This window comes from Chryseobacterium salivictor (assembly GCF_004359195.1).
GTDB lineage: Bacteria > Bacteroidota > Bacteroidia > Flavobacteriales > Weeksellaceae > Kaistella > Kaistella salivictor.
In genome coordinates this window covers 1071643-1090783 of the sequence record NZ_CP037954.1, presented here as the reverse complement: position 1 = coordinate 1090783, position 19141 = coordinate 1071643, and the positions used below count along the sequence as shown (strand labels likewise).

General features: G+C 37.5%; 20 protein-coding genes and 3 tRNA genes. 10 read left to right on the top strand and 13 right to left on the bottom strand.

Features of this window, described 5'->3' with window-relative positions:
• Positions 1–18: 18 nt before the first annotated feature.
• On the bottom strand, positions 19–348 hold the full coding sequence (locus NBC122_RS05035; protein WP_133439326.1) for a HesB/IscA family protein: 330 nt from the start codon (positions 346–348) through the stop codon (positions 19–21).
• 148 nt (positions 349–496) lie between these two features.
• Here NBC122_RS05035 and NBC122_RS05030 point away from each other — a divergent pair, with 148 nt between their 5' ends.
• The gene (locus NBC122_RS05030) at positions 497–1306 is read left to right on the top strand and encodes a GLPGLI family protein (RefSeq protein ID WP_133439325.1); all 810 of its coding nucleotides are present in this window, start codon (positions 497–499) and stop codon (positions 1304–1306) included.
• A 54-nt stretch (positions 1307–1360) separates the two neighbouring features.
• On the opposite strand, the gene NBC122_RS05025 is transcribed toward NBC122_RS05030, so the two are convergent.
• Positions 1361–2125 (bottom strand): murein L,D-transpeptidase catalytic domain family protein, encoded by a 765-nt coding sequence (locus tag NBC122_RS05025; RefSeq protein ID WP_133439324.1) that lies wholly within the window; start codon positions 2123–2125, stop codon positions 1361–1363.
• A gap of 217 nt (positions 2126–2342) precedes the next feature.
• Here NBC122_RS05025 and NBC122_RS14335 point away from each other — a divergent pair, with 217 nt between their 5' ends.
• The 3 genes from NBC122_RS14335 (at position 2343) to NBC122_RS05010 (ending at position 5880) form a co-directional block, all read left to right on the top strand.
• Complete coding sequence (locus NBC122_RS14335; protein ID WP_165983195.1) at positions 2343–2510, top strand: hypothetical protein; 168 nt, start codon at positions 2343–2345, stop codon at positions 2508–2510.
• Positions 2511–2712: 202 nt separating this feature from the next.
• On the top strand, positions 2713–5379 hold the full coding sequence (locus tag NBC122_RS05015) for a TonB-dependent receptor (protein WP_133439322.1): 2667 nt from the start codon (positions 2713–2715) through the stop codon (positions 5377–5379).
• Positions 5380–5394: 15 nt separating this feature from the next.
• Entirely contained in the window at positions 5395–5880 is a 486-nt protein-coding gene (locus NBC122_RS05010) for a hypothetical protein (RefSeq protein ID WP_133439321.1), read from the top strand.
• Positions 5881–5974: 94 nt separating this feature from the next.
• Here NBC122_RS05010 and NBC122_RS05005 read toward each other — a convergent pair whose 3' ends face one another.
• The 8 genes from NBC122_RS05005 to NBC122_RS04970 form a co-directional block, all read right to left on the bottom strand.
• Positions 5975–6481: a DUF6973 domain-containing protein gene (locus NBC122_RS05005; RefSeq protein ID WP_133439320.1), complete on the bottom strand. Its 507-nt coding sequence runs from the start codon at positions 6479–6481 to the stop codon at positions 5975–5977.
• 54 nt (positions 6482–6535) lie between these two features.
• Positions 6536–7387 carry an acetyl-CoA carboxylase, carboxyltransferase subunit beta gene (accD, locus tag NBC122_RS05000; protein ID WP_133439319.1) on the bottom strand — a complete coding sequence of 284 codons (852 nt, stop codon included), beginning with the start codon at positions 7385–7387 and terminating at the stop codon, positions 6536–6538.
• Between the two features lie 80 nt (positions 7388–7467).
• Complete coding sequence (fbaA, locus tag NBC122_RS04995; protein ID WP_133439318.1) at positions 7468–8535, bottom strand: class II fructose-bisphosphate aldolase; 1068 nt, start codon at positions 8533–8535, stop codon at positions 7468–7470.
• A gap of 71 nt (positions 8536–8606) precedes the next feature.
• Complete coding sequence (locus NBC122_RS04990; protein ID WP_133439317.1) at positions 8607–9473, bottom strand: NAD kinase; 867 nt, start codon at positions 9471–9473, stop codon at positions 8607–8609.
• A 79-nt stretch (positions 9474–9552) separates the two neighbouring features.
• Positions 9553–10206, bottom strand: a complete 654-nt coding sequence (locus tag NBC122_RS04985) for a CBS domain-containing protein (RefSeq protein ID WP_133439316.1) — start codon at positions 10204–10206, stop codon at positions 9553–9555.
• A 136-nt stretch (positions 10207–10342) separates the two neighbouring features.
• Positions 10343–11257 carry a DMT family transporter gene (locus NBC122_RS04980; RefSeq protein ID WP_133439315.1) on the bottom strand — a complete coding sequence of 305 codons (915 nt, stop codon included), beginning with the start codon at positions 11255–11257 and terminating at the stop codon, positions 10343–10345.
• Positions 11254–11901 (bottom strand): leucyl/phenylalanyl-tRNA--protein transferase, encoded by a 648-nt coding sequence (gene aat / locus NBC122_RS04975; protein ID WP_133439314.1) that lies wholly within the window; start codon positions 11899–11901, stop codon positions 11254–11256. Before aat ends, NBC122_RS04980 begins: the two co-directional genes overlap by 4 nt.
• 48 nt (positions 11902–11949) lie before the next feature.
• The gene (locus NBC122_RS04970) at positions 11950–12324 is read right to left on the bottom strand and encodes a DUF3127 domain-containing protein (protein WP_133439313.1); all 375 of its coding nucleotides are present in this window, start codon (positions 12322–12324) and stop codon (positions 11950–11952) included.
• Between the two features lie 160 nt (positions 12325–12484).
• On the opposite strand from NBC122_RS04970, the gene NBC122_RS04965 reads away from it, so the two are divergent.
• The 4 genes from NBC122_RS04965 (at position 12485) to NBC122_RS04950 (ending at position 13641) form a co-directional block, all read left to right on the top strand.
• Positions 12485–12566: transfer RNA gene (locus NBC122_RS04965), tRNA-Leu, on the top strand.
• 31 nt (positions 12567–12597) lie between these two features.
• Positions 12598–12673, top strand: a tRNA-Gly gene (locus NBC122_RS04960).
• A gap of 3 nt (positions 12674–12676) precedes the next feature.
• Positions 12677–12760 (top strand) — tRNA-Leu (locus NBC122_RS04955).
• A gap of 539 nt (positions 12761–13299) precedes the next feature.
• Positions 13300–13641 carry a hypothetical protein gene (locus tag NBC122_RS04950; protein WP_133439312.1) on the top strand — a complete coding sequence of 114 codons (342 nt, stop codon included), beginning with the start codon at positions 13300–13302 and terminating at the stop codon, positions 13639–13641.
• An 18-nt stretch (positions 13642–13659) separates the two neighbouring features.
• On the opposite strand, the gene NBC122_RS04945 is transcribed toward NBC122_RS04950, so the two are convergent.
• The 3 genes from NBC122_RS04945 to NBC122_RS04935 form a co-directional block, all read right to left on the bottom strand.
• Positions 13660–16332, bottom strand: a complete 2673-nt coding sequence (locus NBC122_RS04945) for a hypothetical protein (protein ID WP_133439311.1) — start codon at positions 16330–16332, stop codon at positions 13660–13662.
• Between the two features lie 65 nt (positions 16333–16397).
• The gene (locus NBC122_RS04940; RefSeq protein WP_133439310.1) at positions 16398–17189 is read right to left on the bottom strand and encodes a DUF2797 domain-containing protein; all 792 of its coding nucleotides are present in this window, start codon (positions 17187–17189) and stop codon (positions 16398–16400) included.
• Between the two features lie 75 nt (positions 17190–17264).
• Positions 17265–17543, bottom strand: coding sequence for a hypothetical protein (locus NBC122_RS04935; protein ID WP_133439309.1), 279 nt, complete (start codon positions 17541–17543; stop codon positions 17265–17267).
• A gap of 201 nt (positions 17544–17744) precedes the next feature.
• Here NBC122_RS04935 and NBC122_RS04930 point away from each other — a divergent pair, with 201 nt between their 5' ends.
• A complete protein-coding gene (locus NBC122_RS04930; protein ID WP_133439308.1) occupies positions 17745–18773 on the top strand; it encodes a GDP-mannose 4,6-dehydratase in 1029 nt (342 codons plus the stop codon).
• A 94-nt stretch (positions 18774–18867) separates the two neighbouring features.
• Positions 18868–19089, top strand: a complete 222-nt coding sequence (locus NBC122_RS04925) for a DUF2795 domain-containing protein (RefSeq protein WP_133439307.1) — start codon at positions 18868–18870, stop codon at positions 19087–19089.
• Positions 19090–19141: the final 52 nt, after the last annotated feature.

The following is a 19141-nucleotide window of genomic DNA, read 5'->3' as shown; positions in this document are numbered from 1 at the left end:
ATGAAAATTAAATGTGTTTTACAGCGAGAAACTCTCACCGCAACCGCAAGTTCTGTTTGCATTGGGATTGTTGAATACAAATCCTTTCCCATTCAACCCTGCTGAAAATTCTAGTATTGTTCCTGCTAAATAAAGCACTGATTTTTTATCGACAATGATCTTAATCCCATTATCTTCGAAAACCTGATCTGAATCTGTTTTTACATTATCAAATTTCAGAACATATTCTAAACCGGAACAACCGCCGCTTTTTACACCGACTCTTATATAATCTTCCAAAGGATCGAAACCGTCTTCAGTCATTAACTGAAAGGCTTTTTCTTTCGCTAGATCGCTAACTTTTATCATTGTTTTTATTTAGAATCATTTTAGATTGCAAAATTACTAATAATATAATGAATATCAAATTTGCTTCGGTATATTTGTCTATCAATCTTATAGACGGTGAAATTTAACTTTTACCTTTAATTATTATCAAAAATCAAATTATTTAAGAATGAAAAAAATCGCCGTGCTTACCTTGGGCTTAGCTGCCCAAATTATTTTCGCTCAAGCGAACCGTTTTGTGTATCAAGTCACTATGAAACCAGATTCTACGGATAGAAGTGCCACAAAAACAGAATTAGCCCATCTTGACATTTCCGGAGGAAACTCTATTTTCTACGCTGAAAACAGATTGAAAAGAGATTCCATTATGGGACGGATGAGACAGACCGGAAGTTTTAATTTTGACAGAAGCCAAATGCAGAATTTGCGAACCAATATGGATTTCATTATTGAAAAAGATTACAAAACCGCGAAAAAATTATATAAAGCAAGAATTCTGCGCGATCAGTACGCTTATGAAGAAGACCGGCCAATGAACTGGAAAATCCTTCCCGAAACAACAACTATTGGCGAATACAAAACCCAGAAAGCAGAAACACAATTTGCTGGGAGAACTTGGCACGCTTGGTTTACGACCGAAGTTCCTTTTCAGGATGGCCCTTATAAATTTTCAGGATTGCCGGGTTTAATTGTAAAAGTTGAAGATGCTAAAGGCGATTACAGTTTCGATTTAAAAGAAGCAAAGAAAATTAATGAAATTGCTGCTTTCGAACAATTTGGCTCTACGATTTCGGTGAAAAGAGCTGCATTTGAAAAGCAGCAGGATCAGTTCAGAAAAGACCCAGCTGCAGCGATGGCAGCGATGACACGTGGTGGTGGATCATTTAGAATTCAGATGGATCCAAATCAGCGAAAACAAATGGAGGAACGCCAAAAAGAAGAACAGAAGAAAAATAACAATCCGATTGAGTTAAAATAAATTATAAAAAATCCCGGTTCGCAATTGTGAACCGGGATTGTTTTGTTTTAGGTTTTAAATATTCTCCTCAGCCTTCAGCCATTTCGAACTGGAAAGGTATTGATTGTCGGGATAATAAATAAAAAGACAATTTTTCCCTTTGATGGTATTGATAATCGGTTCGGCCAAAGCGCGGGGAACAGCGGGGCAACCCCAGCTTCTGCCAATGCGTTTTTGATTTTTAATAAAACCTTCGCTCACATAATCTGCACCGTGCATCACGATCGCGCGACGGAAGGCGGCATCATTGTAACCGGAATCCATTCCTTCAAGTTTCAACGAATAACCGTTGGAACCATTATAAGTACTTTCTGTAATGAAAAAACCAAGACTGCTTTGCAAAGAACTCTCGGTATTTGAAAATTTCTGAGCGAATTCTTCACCTGTGTTTTTTCCGTGTGCAACCAGCGAGTTATAAAGGACTTTTTTTTCATTCAAATCAATGACCCAAAGTCTCTTCTCTGTGGACGATAACGAAAAATCGCAAATGGTTAATAAATGAGAATCTTCATCTAATTTTCCTTCTTTTTTAAGATTGGTAAATCCTAAAAAGGCTTTGGAAAAAACTTCGGACTGCAGCCGGTTGATGTTGTCGAAACTGATCGAACTGTAAATTTCTTCCGCATATTTTGCGGTGGAGCTCGGCTCTGCTTTCAGGACTAAATTTTGTGTTTGTTTATTTAAAGGAGTTTCTGTCGGGTTTTTCTCCAAATCTTCTAATTTATAAAAAGAGGTAGCGAAAAATAAAACAGTTATTAATGGTAAAAGGACCTTCTTCATTCTATATTATGTTAAACGATTTTTCGTTGGCAAAATTACAATTAATTAATTGTCAAGCAATTGAATAGTAAATTTTTAACTTTATTTAAGAAGATTTAACGATTATCAGGTTACGTCGATTATATTTATTAATTTTGCAAAAGCATGTCACGAACTTTGAAAATATTTTTTATCGTTTTGGGATTGAGTATTTTTATTCTTCCCAAGCAGATGATTTATGCTCAAACTACTGTTCAGTGCTGTGATCAGAAACCGACCAAAGAAGAGTGTTGCAAAACAAAAAAACCAATCTCCTGTCATTCTGAAAACTCCACAGACCATTCCCAAAAAAACAAATGCGGCGACGATTGTAACAAATGTCATTCCTGCACGGTTCATTTCGTAATGAATTATCTTTCATCAGAATTTAATTCAAATTTAAAAAAGCATTTGTTTATTCAGGACCTTAATTTCGGGTATGGGAATTCTTATTTCTCTTCCAACATTCAAAACATCTGGCAACCGCCTAAAATAGGTTAACACATTAGACTACAGCCAAAAGAACGTTCTTTTGGCAACCTTTTTATGTTAATTAACTTATTTTAAAAATGAAAACTTTGTTAAAAAGTCTTTGCTTATTTTCCCTGATATTCACTTCATTCTTATACGCACAAACGGTCACAAAATCAACTTTTCTGGTTAAAGGAGAATGTGCGATGTGTAAAGAAAGAATCGAAAATACCGCAAAAAAAACAGGTGCAAAAACCGCCAACTGGAACGCCAATACTCAGCAGCTTGAAGTAGAATTTGATGCTACAAAAACTTCGGCTGATCAAATTTTAAAGAAAATCGCAGACGTTGGACATGACAACGAAAAATTCGCTGCAGCTGATGTGGTTTACGGAAACCTTCCTTCCTGCTGTCATTATGATCGAGCGCCTTCTTTTCTAAAAAAAGAAATTTCTTCGAAACCTGTGAAAAATGATCATCAGTTTTTTGTTCGCGGAAACTGCAGTTCATGCAAAGCAAGAATCGAAAAAGCAGCGGCCAGTGCTGGTGCAGATTCGGCAACCTGGGATGCAGAAACGCAGATTGTAACTTTAAACTTTAATCCTGAAAAAACTTCAGCGGATTTAATTTTAAAAAAGATCGCAGATGTTGGTCATGATAATGAGATGTACACTTCGAAAGATGATACTTACAAAAATCTTCCCGGCTGCTGCCTGTACGACCGGGAATTACCTTTGGGTGTAAAAAGCGATTTGGTTCACCATGACGAAGCGCCAGCACCTAAAAAAGATTTTTCACAACATGCTGACCATTTCGATAAATCCATCGAAGAAGTCCGGTTAATCAAACTGGCAGATGCGACCGCTTTAAGCAAGAAAGAAACGGGATTAACCTTTAATATCGGAACCAAAGAGTTATTGAAAGCAGCCTGCTGCAATTTATCGGAAAGTTTTGAAACGAATGCGACCGTTGACGTTTCTTTCACGAACGCTGTTACCGGAACCAAGCAACTTAAAATGTTAGGTTTGGATCAGAAATACACCTCATTAACAAAAGAACTTTTGCCCTCAATCCGTGGTTTAGCAGCACCTTATGGCCTGAATTTAATTCCCGGAAGATGGATTGGCGGAATCCAGTTAACAAAAGGCGGAAGTACAGTGGTTAATGGCTACGAAAGTATCACGGGTCAAATTAATACTGAACTTTTAAAAGTTAATGAAAAACCAGAAACGGCGATCAACTTTTTCGCAGATGCAAACGGTAGACTGGAAAGCAATATTACCACCACTTCCCAGCTGAACGAACATTGGAGTCAGTCGCTTTTACTTCATGGGAATGCAACTTTAGGAAAAATTGATTCTAACAATGATGGTTTTCTGGATCAACCGACGGGAAATCAAATTAACGCTGCCTATCTTCTAAACTATAATGATTTGGAGCATTCCGGCTTAGGAACTCATTTCGGAATTAGTTTTGTGAAAGATGAACGTTTTGGCGGGCAAACTGCTTTTGATAAAAAGATTGACCGTTCTCAACAAAATGCGTATGGTGTCGGAATCGACCTTTCCCGTTTTGAAATCTGGAATAAAACCGGATATATTTTTAAAGGTAAACCTTACCAAAGTATCGGCTGGATGAATCAGTTCACGACGCATCAACAGGACAGTTTTTTTGGGAACAGAAATTATTGGGGCAACCAGAATACTTTTTACTCGAATTTGGTTTTTGAAAGCATCATCGGAAATACCAATAATAAATTCAAAACGGGCGCAAGTTTTCTGTATGACCAATATGATGAGGACTATCTGACTCAAAATTATAAAAGAACGGAAACAGTGCCTGGATTATTTTTCGAATATACTTTGACAGGACTGAAATACACTTTGGTTGCCGGCGCCAGAACAGATTTTCACAATTTGGCAGGAACGCAGTTTACGCCGAGATTAAACTTTAAATATGATGTTTTGCCTAAAACCATTCTTCGCCTTTCGGCCGGAAAAGGTTTTAGAACCGCTAATATTTTTGCAGAAAGTCAGCAATATTTCGGATCGAACAGACAAATTGAAATCTTAGGAAATGGCGGAAAAATTTATGATTTACAACCAGAAATTGCCTGGAATTACGGGGCAAGTGTGCAGCAGGAATTCAAGTTGTTTAACAGAAAAGCAACTTTGGTTGCCGATTTTTTCAGAACAGATTTCCAAAATCAGGTATTGACCGATTTAGATATTTCACCACAGAAAATCGTTTTCTATAATCTCGAAGGAGAATCATTTGCGAACAGTTTTCAAACCCAGTTAGATTTTGTACCAGCGAAAAATTTAGAAATGAGACTGGCTTATAAGTACTACGATGTAAAGGCCGATTTCTTGGGAGGGAAAAGAGAAATTCCATTTATGGCAAAAAACAGAGGTTTCTTTAATGCTTCCTACGCTACCGATAAAACAGACAAAGGAGCTTTCTGGAATATCGATGCAACGCTTCAGCTGATTGGAAAACAGAAGCTTCCCAATTTAAATGCGAATCCATCAGAATACAGATTACCGGAATATTCTAAAAGTTACACGACCCTTAATGCCCAAATTTCCAGAAACTTTAATAAAAACATTCGTGCATATATAGGTGGTGAAAACCTGTTAGGTTACACCCAGAACCGTCCGATTATCGATACTGAAAACCCTTTTGGGAATTACTTTGACGCAGGAATGATTTATGCACCGGTTATGGGAGCAAATGTATATTTCGGCTTGGATTTTAAGTTCTAATTAAATTTCATACTTTTGAAAAAAATAGAAAACATGAGATTATTACCTTTATTAATAGCAGGTGCAACGCTTCTTTATTCCTGCGATAAAAAAGAGAAAACCGTTTCAGATACTGAAAATGTAACGGAAGTACAGAAAGATTCGGTTATGAAGGATGGATCTGTTACTTATACCGCTGAAGAAGGCGAAGTTGCGACCGCCGTCGCCGCAAATAATCAGGCAGAAAAACCGGCATTGAATCCGGAACATGGTCAGCCTTATCACCGTTGCGAAATCCCCGTTGGCGCACCGATTGACAGCGCGCCTTCTCAAAGTGCGGCACCTCAGGTAATGCCTCAACAAAATGCTTCAGGCAATAATTTTGACACGAGACCCATTTCGCCTTCAGTTTTGTCTTCGCCTGCACCAATGCAGGCCTCAGGACCGAAACCTGCTAATAATCCAGCACACGGCGAACCTCATCACCGATGTGATTTAGCAGTTGGTGCTCCTTTAACTTAAAAATCAAAAATTAAAAAAGCGGAAAATACAAAATATTCCGCTTTTTGAAACTTGAACTTGACTTTTAAAACCTCGGCAATGTCGGGGTTTTTTTCTATTTTAAATAAACCAGGTCGCCTTTAAAATCATCTTCTAAACTATTCAGGACTTTTGCTGTTTTGGTTTTTTCAATAAGTCCTTTCACAAAAAAACTGGTTTCGAAGAATTGGCGGTGGACACCCGGAAGCAGTTCCATGAAATAATCCATCCCGACTTGATTGTTATGCAGATCCATTTTGGTTTCGAGCGGCTTATTGGGGAAGAGTTCTTCGTGCAAGTCAGTCATTTCCTTACAATACTGCAAAGCTTTTTGTGGCGAAGAAATTTTACAGCAGTACATCAGAATCAGGCAGTTCCAAAGCGCATGTCGGAAAGCGTTTCCTTCTCCATTGGTCGCATGGGATTTGGGGAAATGTTTTTGTGCTAACGAGAAACTCCTCACGGTTGCGTAAAATCCCAGAATTGAAAATAACGGATGCGCAAGAATCAACCGCAAAAGTTTCATAATTTTGGTAAAACTTAAGGATCTTAAAGCATTAAATATTATTTTGATGTTTCTCATAAAAAGAAATCCCACCTTCAATTGAGGTGAGATTTTATTGATAATTCAAATGTGTTAAGCGTGCGCTAACAATCTAACTGTTTTCGAAACTTTATCTTTGATTTCGGTTCTTTTAACGATGAAATCTACGAATCCTTTTTCCTGCAGAAACTCTGAAGTCTGGAATCCTTCCGGTAAATCTTTACCGATTGTTTCACGGATCACGCGAGGTCCTGCGAAACCGATCAAAGCTCCCGGTTCAGCAATAATAACATCAGCAGTCATCGCAAAAGAAGCGGTAATTCCGCCGAAAGTAGGATCACATAAATAGGCAATGTACAGCAAGCCTGCTTCGGAAAGCTGAGCCAGCTTCGCCTGCACTTTTGCCAACTGCATGAGTGAATAGGTGGCTTCCTGCATTCTGGCTCCACCTGATTGGCAGATAATCATATACGGAAGTTTGTGTTCGATACAGTAATCAATTGCACGACGGATTTTCTCGCCCATCACGGAACCTAGGGATCCACCGATAAAACTAAAATCCATACAGGAAATTACCATTTTTTCACCATTAACAGTTCCTACGGCATTTCTGATCGAGTCTGTTAATTTCGTTTTGGCTTTTACTTCTTTCAACCGGTCTGTGTAAGACTTGGTATCTTTGAAACTCAACATATCTACACTTTCAACACCAGCGTCGAGTTCCGTAAATTTGTTGTCATCAAAAAGAATTGAAAAGAATTCTTTACTGCCTATTCTCACGTGGAAACCATCTTCTGGAGACACATAATTATTGGCTTTCAGTTCTTCATGTTCCACAATCTTTCCGCTTGGCGTCTGATGCCAAAGTCCTTTGGGAACGTCTTTTTTATCTTCTGTGGAAGTGGTAATGTTTTGTGTTTTCCTTTTAAACCAGTCGAATGCCATTGAGTTTAATTTTAGATTATAAATTTCAGACTGCAAATAAAAACAAATTGCTTTTAAAAACAATGTCTAAAATAATTTAATTACAAAGTATTAATATTGTTAAGGTCTTCAAATGCCTGCTCCAATCTTTTGCTAAAGGTTTCTTCGCCTTTTCTCACCCAACCTCTTGGGTCATAATATTTTTTGTTCGGTTTATCACCACCGTCAGGATTTCCGATCTGGGTTCTTAGATATTCGATGTTATTGACCATGAAATCTCTGATTCCTTCAGTGTAAGCAAACTGCAAGTCGGTATCGATATTCATTTTAATTACCCCATAATCGATTGCTTCTCTGATTTCTTCTAAAGATGAACCGGATCCTCCGTGGAAAACGAAATTAATTGGTTTTGCGCCCAGTCCGTATTTCTCTTCTACATATTTCTGAGAATTATCAAGAATTTTCGGCGTCAATTTTACATTCCCCGGTTTGTAAACTCCGTGAACATTTCCAAAAGCAGCAGCGATCGTAAAGTTCGGTGAAATCGCATTTAATCTTTCGTAAGCATAAGCAACTTCATCAGGCTGGGTATATAATTTTGAAGAATCTACCCCTGAATTATCTACGCCATCTTCTTCACCACCGGTAATTCCCAGTTCAATTTCCAGAGTCATGCCCATTTTTGCCATTCTCTCGAAATATTTGCAGGAAATATCCAGGTTTTCTTCGATTGATTCTTCAGACAAATCAAGCATGTGAGAGGAGTAAAGCGATTTGCCGGTTTGGGCAAAAAATTCTTCGTTGGCATCCATCAGTCCATCAATCCACGGCAATAATTTTTTCGCACAGTGGTCGGTATGTAAAATTACCGTTGCTCCGTAAGCTTCTGCTAAAGTATGAATATGTTTTGCTCCGGCGATTCCTCCTAGAATTGCGGCTTTCTGGCCATCGTTGTTCAATCCTTTTCCTGCATTAAAAGCGGCGCCACCATTAGAAAACTGAATAATTACTGGAGAGTTCAGTTTTGCGGCGGTTTCCATGGTTGCATTGACGTTGCTGGAACCAATAACATTCACTGCGGGAAGTGCAAATTTATTTTCCTTTGCGAATTGGAAAATGTCTGAAACCATTTGCCCTGTGGCAACTCCTGCCGGAAATTTCTTGCTCATAACTGATATTTTTATAGATTTATTATTTGCTGATTTTGAACAGTAAAGTTAAGTATTTTAAAGTTGAATATCTAATTTCTTTTGTCATTTCCCCACAGCAGTTTCTGACGGATTGTTTCGTAAAAACTGAGATTCGTGGGGTGAATCAACAGTATTTTAAAATGGGCTTTCCGCAAGATGACTTCTACATCGGTTTCCATGTGAAACAGGCGGGAATCCAGTGACAGTGAATATTGTGGAACACGGCTTTTGACCTTTAATCTGATCTCAACATCATCATTGACGATGAGTGGGCGAACATTCAAATTATGTGGCGCAATAGGTGTAATGACGAAAGTGTTGTTATTGGGCGTAATAATGGGACCGCCACAGCTTAGTGAATAAGCAGTTGATCCCGTTGGAGTCGAAATGATAATCCCATCACCCCAAAAAGTATTGAGAAACTCATTATCAATAAAAGATTCCACCGTAATCATTGCAGTAGTTTCTTTTCGTGAGATGGTTAAGTCGTTTAATGCATAAGGGAAAAACAGCGAATTATTGGGCGAAATAATTTCAATGACCGACCGTTCACTGATTTTCATATCTCCTTTGATAATCCCGTCGAGCTCCAAAAAAACTTCTTCTTTGGTGAAACTCGCCAGGAAACCGAGGCGTCCTGTATTAACACCGACCACCGGGATCAGTAAATCCTGCACAAAAAGAAGGGAATTCACAATGGTACCGTCGCCACCGAAAGTAAAAAACAAATCTACTTTCTTTTCCTTCAAATCCTGTTTCCCGGCAAAGGTTTCAAAGATTTTAGAAAACTGCATTGCATCGGCCATTTCCTCATACAGAATCGCTTGAACTCCTCTTTTTTCGAGTTCAGATACAAATTTACTCAGATACAAAAAGGTATCTAAATCATTTTTCTGGGAATAAATAGCTGCTTTCATCTTCTTATTTCATTTGTCAGATATAACACCGACAGATTTTCATTTCCTTTCAATAAGCGGTTACCGCATTTCATCTGTTTCAGATTTCCATATATTTTTGAAAAAAACCGAACCGGTCTTTCAACAGTTCTTCTTTTTGGTCATCATAGTATTTATGAACCACGCTGTATCCGTAGCGTTCAAAAGTTTCATCAATCGAGCTTAGGTTTTCGCTGTTTATTTTTAAAGTAATCTGTACGTCATCTCCTTCAAAAGCACTGATATAGCAGCCATAAATCCTACCATTGTTCGATTCTACGATTTTACAGATATCAGTCATCGAGTAGTTTCTTTTATTGTTTTGGATAACCAACAATGCCCCATTCTCTGAGAATAACGGGTATTTTGCAAACTCACAGAAAACGTCGTCACAGGTAAGATAACCCTGGTATTTTTCCAATTTGTTGATCACAGGAATGACGTTGCTGTTGAAGGTATAAAAAAGTTTAATCGAATCTAAAACGTTTCCATCCTCTAGCAATGCAAATTTTTCAAAATGATGCTCCAGGGTCTGCAATGTTCCTTTAGGACTTTCCTCCAAAAACTGCTGGCTCAGGGCTCCCTGGTAAACCCCTTTCTTCTTGATAAAAATGTGGGTATAGCCAAATTCTTTAGCTACCTCATTGGCCTGCTCTATGGAATCACTGGTATTGAACGCAGGATAATCTTTAGAAATGTAATCTTTGATAAACATTAGCCAAATTTAGCAAAATAATAAAAGAGAATGATCCTTTTTGAAATAATTTAAAATTTACAAAAAAAGATTTGGATAGTATAAATCTAATTATATATCTTTGTCGCCTTTCATTTTTACTTTTTATTAGATTTATTTAAAACCGCACCACTTTTGAGTCTTGCGGTTTTTCTTTTTTAGGGCTTTTCGCCCGCAGGAAAATGAGTCCAGCAAGGATAATAAATGCCCCTGCAAACTGCATCGCCGTTAATTTTTCACCATCCAATAATCCCCAGATCACAGCAACTACCGGCATTAACAAAGTGACCGTAGAAGCAAATAAAGGCGTAGAGATATTGAGCAGGCGATAATTCAGCATCATGGCCAGCCCGGTTCCGAAAACTGAAAGCAAACTCACAAAACCCAATCCGATGAATAAATCTTTGTCCGGACGAAGATCATTAAAGAATCCTGCAAATACAAGCGCAATGAGCGACGGGACAATTAATACAAAAGAAAACACAAATGCAGACAGGATTTTCGCCGGTATTTCATGGAGTTTGGATTTTACAGTAGTCATCGAAATGGCGTAACCCAAAGTAGCAACCAAGAGCAAAACAATGGGTATTAATTTAAGTTCACCGCCTTCTCCGCCGGAAAGCGCTAAAATACACGCACCAGAAAAACTTATTGCCACACCGATTAATTGTCTTTTCGTTGTTGAAAATTTCCAGAAAAGAAATCCAACGATGATTACAAAAATGGGCATCATCGAATTGACAATTCCTGCAATACTGCTGCTGACTTTGGTCTCAGCAATTGGAAAAAGAAACATCGGAATAAAATTCCCTGTTAAAGCCGCCAGGACTAACCATTTTAAATGTTTTCTGGGAAATTTTCTAATATTACTTATTGCCATTGGCAGCAAAAGAATTCCGGCGATTAAAACCCGTAAAGCACCCACTTCATAAGGATTAAAATGCTCGAGCGACTTTTTAATAAGAATAAATGAAGAACCCCAAATTACAGAGAGCACTATCAGCAAAACCCATCTTTCTTTTTCAGGATTCATATTTGTTGATTTTTTAAGAGATTTAAATAGTCTTTTTTAGAAATCATGGTTGCGCCCAAACTTTCCAGATGTTCGGAATAAATCTGACAATCAATCAGTTCCAAGTTTTCTTTCTGACTTTGAATAAAATGAATAAATCCTGCTTTGGAGGCGTTGCTCACTTTCGCAAACATGCTTTCGCCACAGAATATTTTCCCGATCTGCAGGCCGTAGAATCCACCGACTAACTCATCGTTTTGCCAAACTTCAATACTTTTTGCAATCCCATTTTTCTGAAGTTCCACAAAAGAATCGATTAATTCATCTGAAATCCAGGTTCCGTCCTGATCTTTTCTAAAAGTATTTTTGCATTCTTCCATGACTTCGCGGAAACATGTATTTTCGGTAAAAGTAAAAACCTCATCGCGCAAAATCTTTTTCATCGATTTAGAAATTTTTAAATCTTGGGGAAAAAGCACGAATCTTGGATCAGGACACCACCAAAGGATTTCTTCGCCCGGATTATACCACGGAAACAGCCCGAGTTGATAAGCAAAATACAACCTCTGAGGCGACAGATCGCCACCCATGGCCATGATTCCGGATTCTGACTCCAGCAAAGCGGGATCAGGAAAAGAAATTTCATTGGGATCTAGGAGAATCATCTGAAAATTAAATCCTGCCAAAAAAGCAGGATTTATAAAATTTCAATATTAAAACGGCAAATCGTCTTCGTCTTCTTCAAAAACGCCTTTTCCTTCCGCAGGTTTAGTTGCAGATGGTGTTGCCTGAGTTGGTTCAAAACCTCCGGCTGATTCTAAGTTTTCAACTTTCCAGCCTGTGATAGAGTTGAAATATTTCACTTCGCCTTGTGGTGAAGTCCACTCTCTCCCTCTAATATTGATAGAAACTTTCACTTTATCACCTTCTTTCAAGGGATTAAGCAAATCTCCTTTCTCCTGAAGAAATTCGATATTAATGGGTTGCGGATACTGTTCTTCGGTTGTTAACACCATCTCTCTTTTCTGAAATCCGCTCGCAAACGTCTGAACTTCAGTTATTTTCTTTACTGTTCCTTGTAATTCCATGATATAAATTCGTTAAAGCGGTAAAAGTAATAAAAAGGAATCTAAAAAGAAAGTTCTCGGTGTCTTTTCGAAAAAATTAAATTTTTTATAAAATAGTTTGGTTTAGAAAGAAAAAATCTTTTATATTTGCACTCACAAAAAAAGGAACAGTGTTCATTTAGCGGATGTGATGTAATTGGTAGCCATGCCAGACTTAGGATCTGGTGCTGTGAGGCGTGGGGGTTCGAGTCCCTTCATCCGCACGAAAATTTCTGAGGATTTTTTCAAGAAATTGCGAAAATAGCTCAGCTGGTAGAGCACGACCTTGCCAAGGTCGGGGTCGCGGGTTCGAATCCCGTTTTTCGCTCCACTTGCCTTGGTGGTGGAATTGGTAGACACGCAGGACTTAAAATCCTGTGTCCGTAAGGATGTACGGGTTCAAGTCCCGTCCGAGGTACTTTAAACGCTGTTAATCATTGATTAGCAGCGTTTTTTTGTTTCTTTTTTAAGTCTTGAGAAACATTGGATCAGTAAGGATGGATCAGTATCAAAACTTGGGGGTTAATTAAAAATTTTGGATAATCTGAAAAATGATATAGTCCTTAATCAGCAATCGGATTTCTGTGCGGCGCTAAAAAGATATTGGAACTTCGCAAACCATGTCCATTTCTCCACATAACCAAAGTACACTCATCCCCATACCAACCCCTGGCTTATGCTGACCTTATGCTGACTGTATGCTGACTCCTATCATTGCTTCAGGATATTCGGAGAATAATTGAAGGCTGGCTCCTCTTTACTGCCTGTTTAGATCAGCAGTAATTTAAGAAGTTACATTCTTCAAAATTAAATATTTTTATCATTCTCTCCAAGTTTTAGACTTGATCCAAAACATCTTCTTTTTTTTTCTTTCTTTCTGAACCTGAAAACCTTCCCAAGTCCTGCTTTTAAAATTGATGGTACTTTTTTTGTTACGTTAAATTTAAATACCATACCATGTCAGATCACAATTTAAAAACACTTTCCGAAGTGCTCAATATTCTCAGACAACGGGGAATCACCAAAGAAATCACAATGAATTCACAAAAACAAATGGTTTTGGGAAAAGACGAAAAACTTTATCAACCTGAAGATCTGTGCATCGTGAAGTCTTATCGGTTTGAAGGAGACAGCAGCGCAGATGACAACGCAGTGTTATATCTACTCGAAGACAAAGAAGGTGAATCATCTACGATACTGGACTCCTACGGTGGCGAAAGCAATTATAGCGGTGAGGAATTCGCCGATTTTTTACGAAAAGTTCCCGTTCAGGAAAAAGAGATACATAATATTGACTGACAGGAGATCCGTCGCAGTTTAATGAGAAGAGGAATTTTTTTTGAATAAATTTTTGAAACCCTTCTGCTTTAACGCTTCTTTTTTTTCCTGAACCTTCCCATTAACGGTGTTAAGTTTTTCCTTCACCTCTGCTTTCGTTTCTTTCAGTTCGATATTATTTTGTTCCAAAGCAGATTTAGTATTGCCAACTGTATTTTTTATCGACTGTTCTGTTTTAGGCGCATTTTTTCCGATTAAGGTTTTCTTTAAGCCCTGTTCGATCCCGCGCCATAACATATTGAAAAAAGATTTCGTTTTATCCCTTTCTACCCCTTCGACTTCTACTGACGCAGGGTAATTTCCGGAATCTGATTTTACAAAAACATTGGCCATCGCCGAAAGAAGTTTATTTTTCTCTCCGGTCGGTTTCAGGATAGATACTTTTAAATTCTGATGAACCATTTTCAAAGTTCCCCGGATGCCTTGCTTCGTTCCTTTAAAATCAAAAATCAGATCAGAAATCAAACCGGTTGCCTGGATTTTCAGATAAGGTTCGATAAACGGATTAATTCTGGATGCCGGCAGATCCGCAATATTCCCCGAAATTACAAAAGCATCAGTGGTGTTTGCCGTATCAAAACTCCACTTTATATTCATCGGAGAAGCATTCATAAACCTGCAGTTGACCGAAATCGGAATCTGCGTAGATTTCCCTGCCATCTTCGCTGAATTCAGGTTTTTCACATTCATATTGAAATCACTGAAAATCAGTTTTCCGGGCCCGTCACTTTTTTTGGTATCTTCTTCATACACCAAAAGTGAGTTTGTAATATCTAAATTATCAATGAAAAGAGGAAACTTAATTGATCTCAATAATTCAGAATACATCGGCTTTTCCGTTAAATCATCTTTGGGAATTTTACTCCGGAAAACATTGGCATTTACATTATTAAGAGCAACATTTCCCAGATTGAGATATTGGTTTTCCGAAATCAAATCCCACTTTCCATTTGCGCTGATTTTACTGACTGTAATATCATACAAATCCTTTTCAGCCGGAATCATTCGGATAAATTGTTCCCGTGAAACGGTAGGCTTCACCGCAAAATTAGAAATCTGAACCGAACTTTTATTCAGTTTTAAAAGCGAAGCCGTGAGATTATAGAATTTAGTTTTATAATTAAAGTCCCGGGTCGTCAAATTGTAATTCCCGGTTTTAAAAGGAATGGTCTCTTTGATGGTTTGCGCATTCATTTCGATATTTTGAAAATTGGCGTTCAAATCTTTAAAAACCAAAGGCTGATTTTTACGGTCCACAACCACATTTGAATTCTTTAAAACCACATTTTTCACTTTCAATGGAAACTGAATTCCCTCGAAAGTAGGTTTCTTTTTCTTTGAATTATTGGCAGTTCGAACAGTTCCGTTTAATTGATCGACTAAAATATTCTGAACATTTAATTTCAGTTTATTATTGATGAATTGCCAGTCATTAATTTGAAAACTGAGTTGATTTGCGGTAAGATTCAGACTTGTTTTATCAGCATTCACCGTGGTTGGCTTTACCGAAATATTCTGGAAATCCGCAGACTTTGGCTGTACCGATAAATGGGCAACTTTCACGTTTTCATGGCCCGAAACAAAACTGATGTTTTTTCCTTTGATATCAAAATTCTCATATTTAAAAGGAATGTTTCCCTTTGCCGTTTCGTCATTCATCTGCAAATGACTGATCTGCATTGTTAAATTTTCAGCAACAAATAAAGGATTATCTCCGGGTTTGAGAATCTTGATTTTTGCGTTATTTAAAAGTACATTTCCCAGATTAAGCTCACTGGTAAAACTTCTCTTCTTCTCCTTCGGTTTTACAGGGGTCGTAAACACCGTTATTTCCAAATTATCAAATTTCGCATTGCTGAGAGACCATTTATTATCTTTAATAATGAAATCTTTAAAACTCATCTCCGCTGCTTTTACATCAAAGAGATTTCGCTTTTCAGGAAAATATTTCAGAAAATTCTGATAGGATAAAAGCGGAACCACGGCGAACTTTTTCACGTTCATTTGCCCATTTTCAGTCGAAATCGATTCTGCGGTAAACGCGTACAAATCATCAGGACGGAAAAAGAAGTTGTTCCCTGTAAGATGGTACTTTTCAAAAGCAATGGGTAATTGATCGCCGAGGGATTTTTCGGTCATTTGAAGATTTTGAACCATCAAAGTCAAATCTTTTACGGACAGCAATTTCTGTTTGCTATGCCGGAAAATCTGAATATTTCCGCGACTGATATTGATATTTTTAAACTGAACAGGATTTGCTTTTTTACCCGTTTTTTCATCAATCGGTTTTGGGAGGTTGATATTGAGTCTTGGATTTTTAAGTGTTAAATTATCGGTAGAAACACTTTTGTTAAAAATCAGATCAAAAATCCCTAATCTGGAAACCGATAATGTATCTATCCTCCCCTGCAATCCAACTTTGTCGGTACGATCCGGATTTTGATTATTGATGGTAATTCCGGTGGCAAAAATATTTCCGGTTTCTAACTCAACATCCAGTGTCTTATAAGTAATAATATATTCAGAATTTTTTTTGATGTAACCTGGCAGGTTGTTTCTGAGCCACAAGTTCAACCCAAAATTGATGGAAAGAAAAAGCAAAAGCAGAATCCCCAGGACGATTGAAAAAATTCTAAATTTTTTATTCTTCATGGAACCGAAGATACAATTATAGAACCATTTTCACTTCTTTAAAATCACTAATTACCTGCCAGAATTTAGATTTCCATCTCAATCACATACCCTTCATGACCTCGAACATTCATGAACTTCCCACCTTCGAAAGCAAGATATTGCCCTTTAATTCCTTTTAGAACCCCTTCAAATTCCGGATTTTTATCTAAAGTAAAAGACGTAATTTTTTCTGGTGCTTCATACGGAAAATCGAGTTTTACAATTTCTTCATCACCGGAATAGAAATTTTTGAAATCCTCCGGGAAATGGTTTTTTATTTTCTCGCGGAAGTCGGCTAAATCCAAATCATCTTCATAATCATCTTCGAGCATTTTGCGCCAGTTGGTTTTATCGGCAAGATGTTCTTTCATCGCCACTTCAATCATCCCGGCTTCATAGCGGTTTTCTGTTTTTGCGATGGGAAGCGCGAAAGTTGCGCCCTGATCGATCCATCTTGTGGGAATTTGAGATTCCCGCGTAACGCCAACTTTCACATCGCCGGTATAAGCAAGATAAACGATATGCGGTTTTAATTGAATCGACTGCTCCACTTCTAAATCCCGTTCGCCAATTCCCAAATGCGCCGTAGAGAGTTCCGGGCGTATAATCGATTCGCTGGCAAAAGGACTTTCGAAAAAACATTTTTTACAGAAACCCATGCGGTAGATTTTCTCATCACTGTCGCAACTTACACATTCGTAACCAATATGGTTCAATTTAATATTCCTGCCGATCAACTGATTCATATTGATTAAATCATTCGACAGGTTAAGAAAGTACTGAATTGGACGGCCATTTTGAGTGGCCATTTTAAGAATCTGTCCGGAGAATTTCATGAGTAAATATTTAGAGCCAAATATAGAAAAAACATCCTGGATTAGGATGTCTTTTAAGTTTATAAAAGAGAAAAACTACTTTTCGTGTTGTTCGTCTTTTTTCAGTTTTTCGGCATCTTCTTTTTCATCTTTTACCGCATTTTGCTCCTCATCCTTAACGCCAACTGCCGTTTTCACGGTGGCAGAATCATAACTCAAATCAGTAGAATCATTATGCAACAATGAATCTGAAGTAGGCATTACCACTTCAGGATTTTCAGTCGCTGTACTTTCGGTTTCTTTCTTTTTGCATGAGACAACAAGCAGAAATGCCGCCATCATCGCTAATGGATACTTAACAATCATTGGTTTCATAAACTTTAATTTTTATTACACAATATTACGTAAAACACCACTAAAATACTATGCGTTAAATCATACAAAATGAACCACTTAATCCGTTTTTATCAGCAGCAATGAAGTGCAGTTTGACTGTTAAAAAAAATACGGAAATCCCTACGTTTCAGGATTGAAATTTTTTATTAAATCCCTATCTTAGCGTTTTAAAAACACACCATGAATTACATCGTAACAGGCGGATCGGGATTTATAGGTTCTCATTTGGTCGAGCACTTATTAAAAAATGGACATTCTGTCATTAATATTGACAACTTTGATGATTTTTATGATTACAAGATTAAAATCAAAAATACGCTGGAATCCGTTGGCGAAATGCTGGAGTTTACCTTCCATGAAAAAGAACTCGACATTCAGAAATTAATTTTTGAAACTTCATCAAAAAACTATCAACTTTATTATCAGGACATTAGAGATAAAGAAGGTTTAGAGAAAATTTTCCAAAAGCATAAAATTGATATGGTGATTCATCTTGCAGCTCTAGCAGGAGTTCGGCCTTCGATTGAGCGGCCGCTTGAGTATGAGGAAGTGAATATCAAAGGAACCATGAATCTTTGGGAATTGTGCAAAGATTTTAAAATTAAAAAATTCATCAACGCTTCAAGTTCGAGTGTTTACGGGAATAATGAAAAAACGCCTTTTTCAGAAGAAGATGCCGTAGAGAAACCTATTTCGCCTTATGCTGCCACGAAGAAATGTGTGGAGATTTTAGGACACGTTTATCATCATCTTTATGGAATTGACATCATCCATTTGCGGTTTTTTACCGTTTACGGCCCCCGGCAAAGGCCTGATCTTGCGATTCATAAATTCACCAAACTCATATCCGGAGACAAAGAAATCCCTTTTTATGGAGATGGTTCTACCGCAAGAGATTATACTTTCATTGAAGACATCATTGAAGGAATTCAGAAATCAATCGTGTATATTGAAACCCACGATCATGTGCACGAAATCATTAATTTGGGTGAAAGTGAAGTGATTTCCCTAGACGAAATGGTGACTGCAATTGAAAATGAATTAGAAAAGAAATCGCTGAAAAAAAATCTGCCAATGCAAGCCGGCGATGTGATAAAAACCAGTGCGGATATTGAAAAAGCCAAAACTTTAATCGGTTATCAGCCAAGAACTCACTTCCAAAATGGCATAAAAAAGTTTGTGGAATGGTTTTTGAGAAATGGTTCTTGAAAAAAAATAAATATTAATCAAAGTTTGTTGAAAATCAGAGACAAAAATATTTTTATGTCAATGATTTTTATACTTTTGCAAAAAATTATATTATATGTATTGGACATTAGAATTAGCTTCTTATTTAAGCGACGCACCTTGGCCTATGACAAAGGCGGAACTTATTGATTATGCAATTAGAACAGGTGCACCAATGGAAGTGGTAGAAAATCTTCAGGCCATCGAAGATGAAGGGGAAATCTATGACTCGATTGAAGAGGTATGGAGCGATTATCCTACCGATGATGATTATCTTTGGAATGAAGATGAATATTAAAAAACACAGTCGATCGTCGTTTTCGGCAATCGACTTTTATATTTTAGAAAAA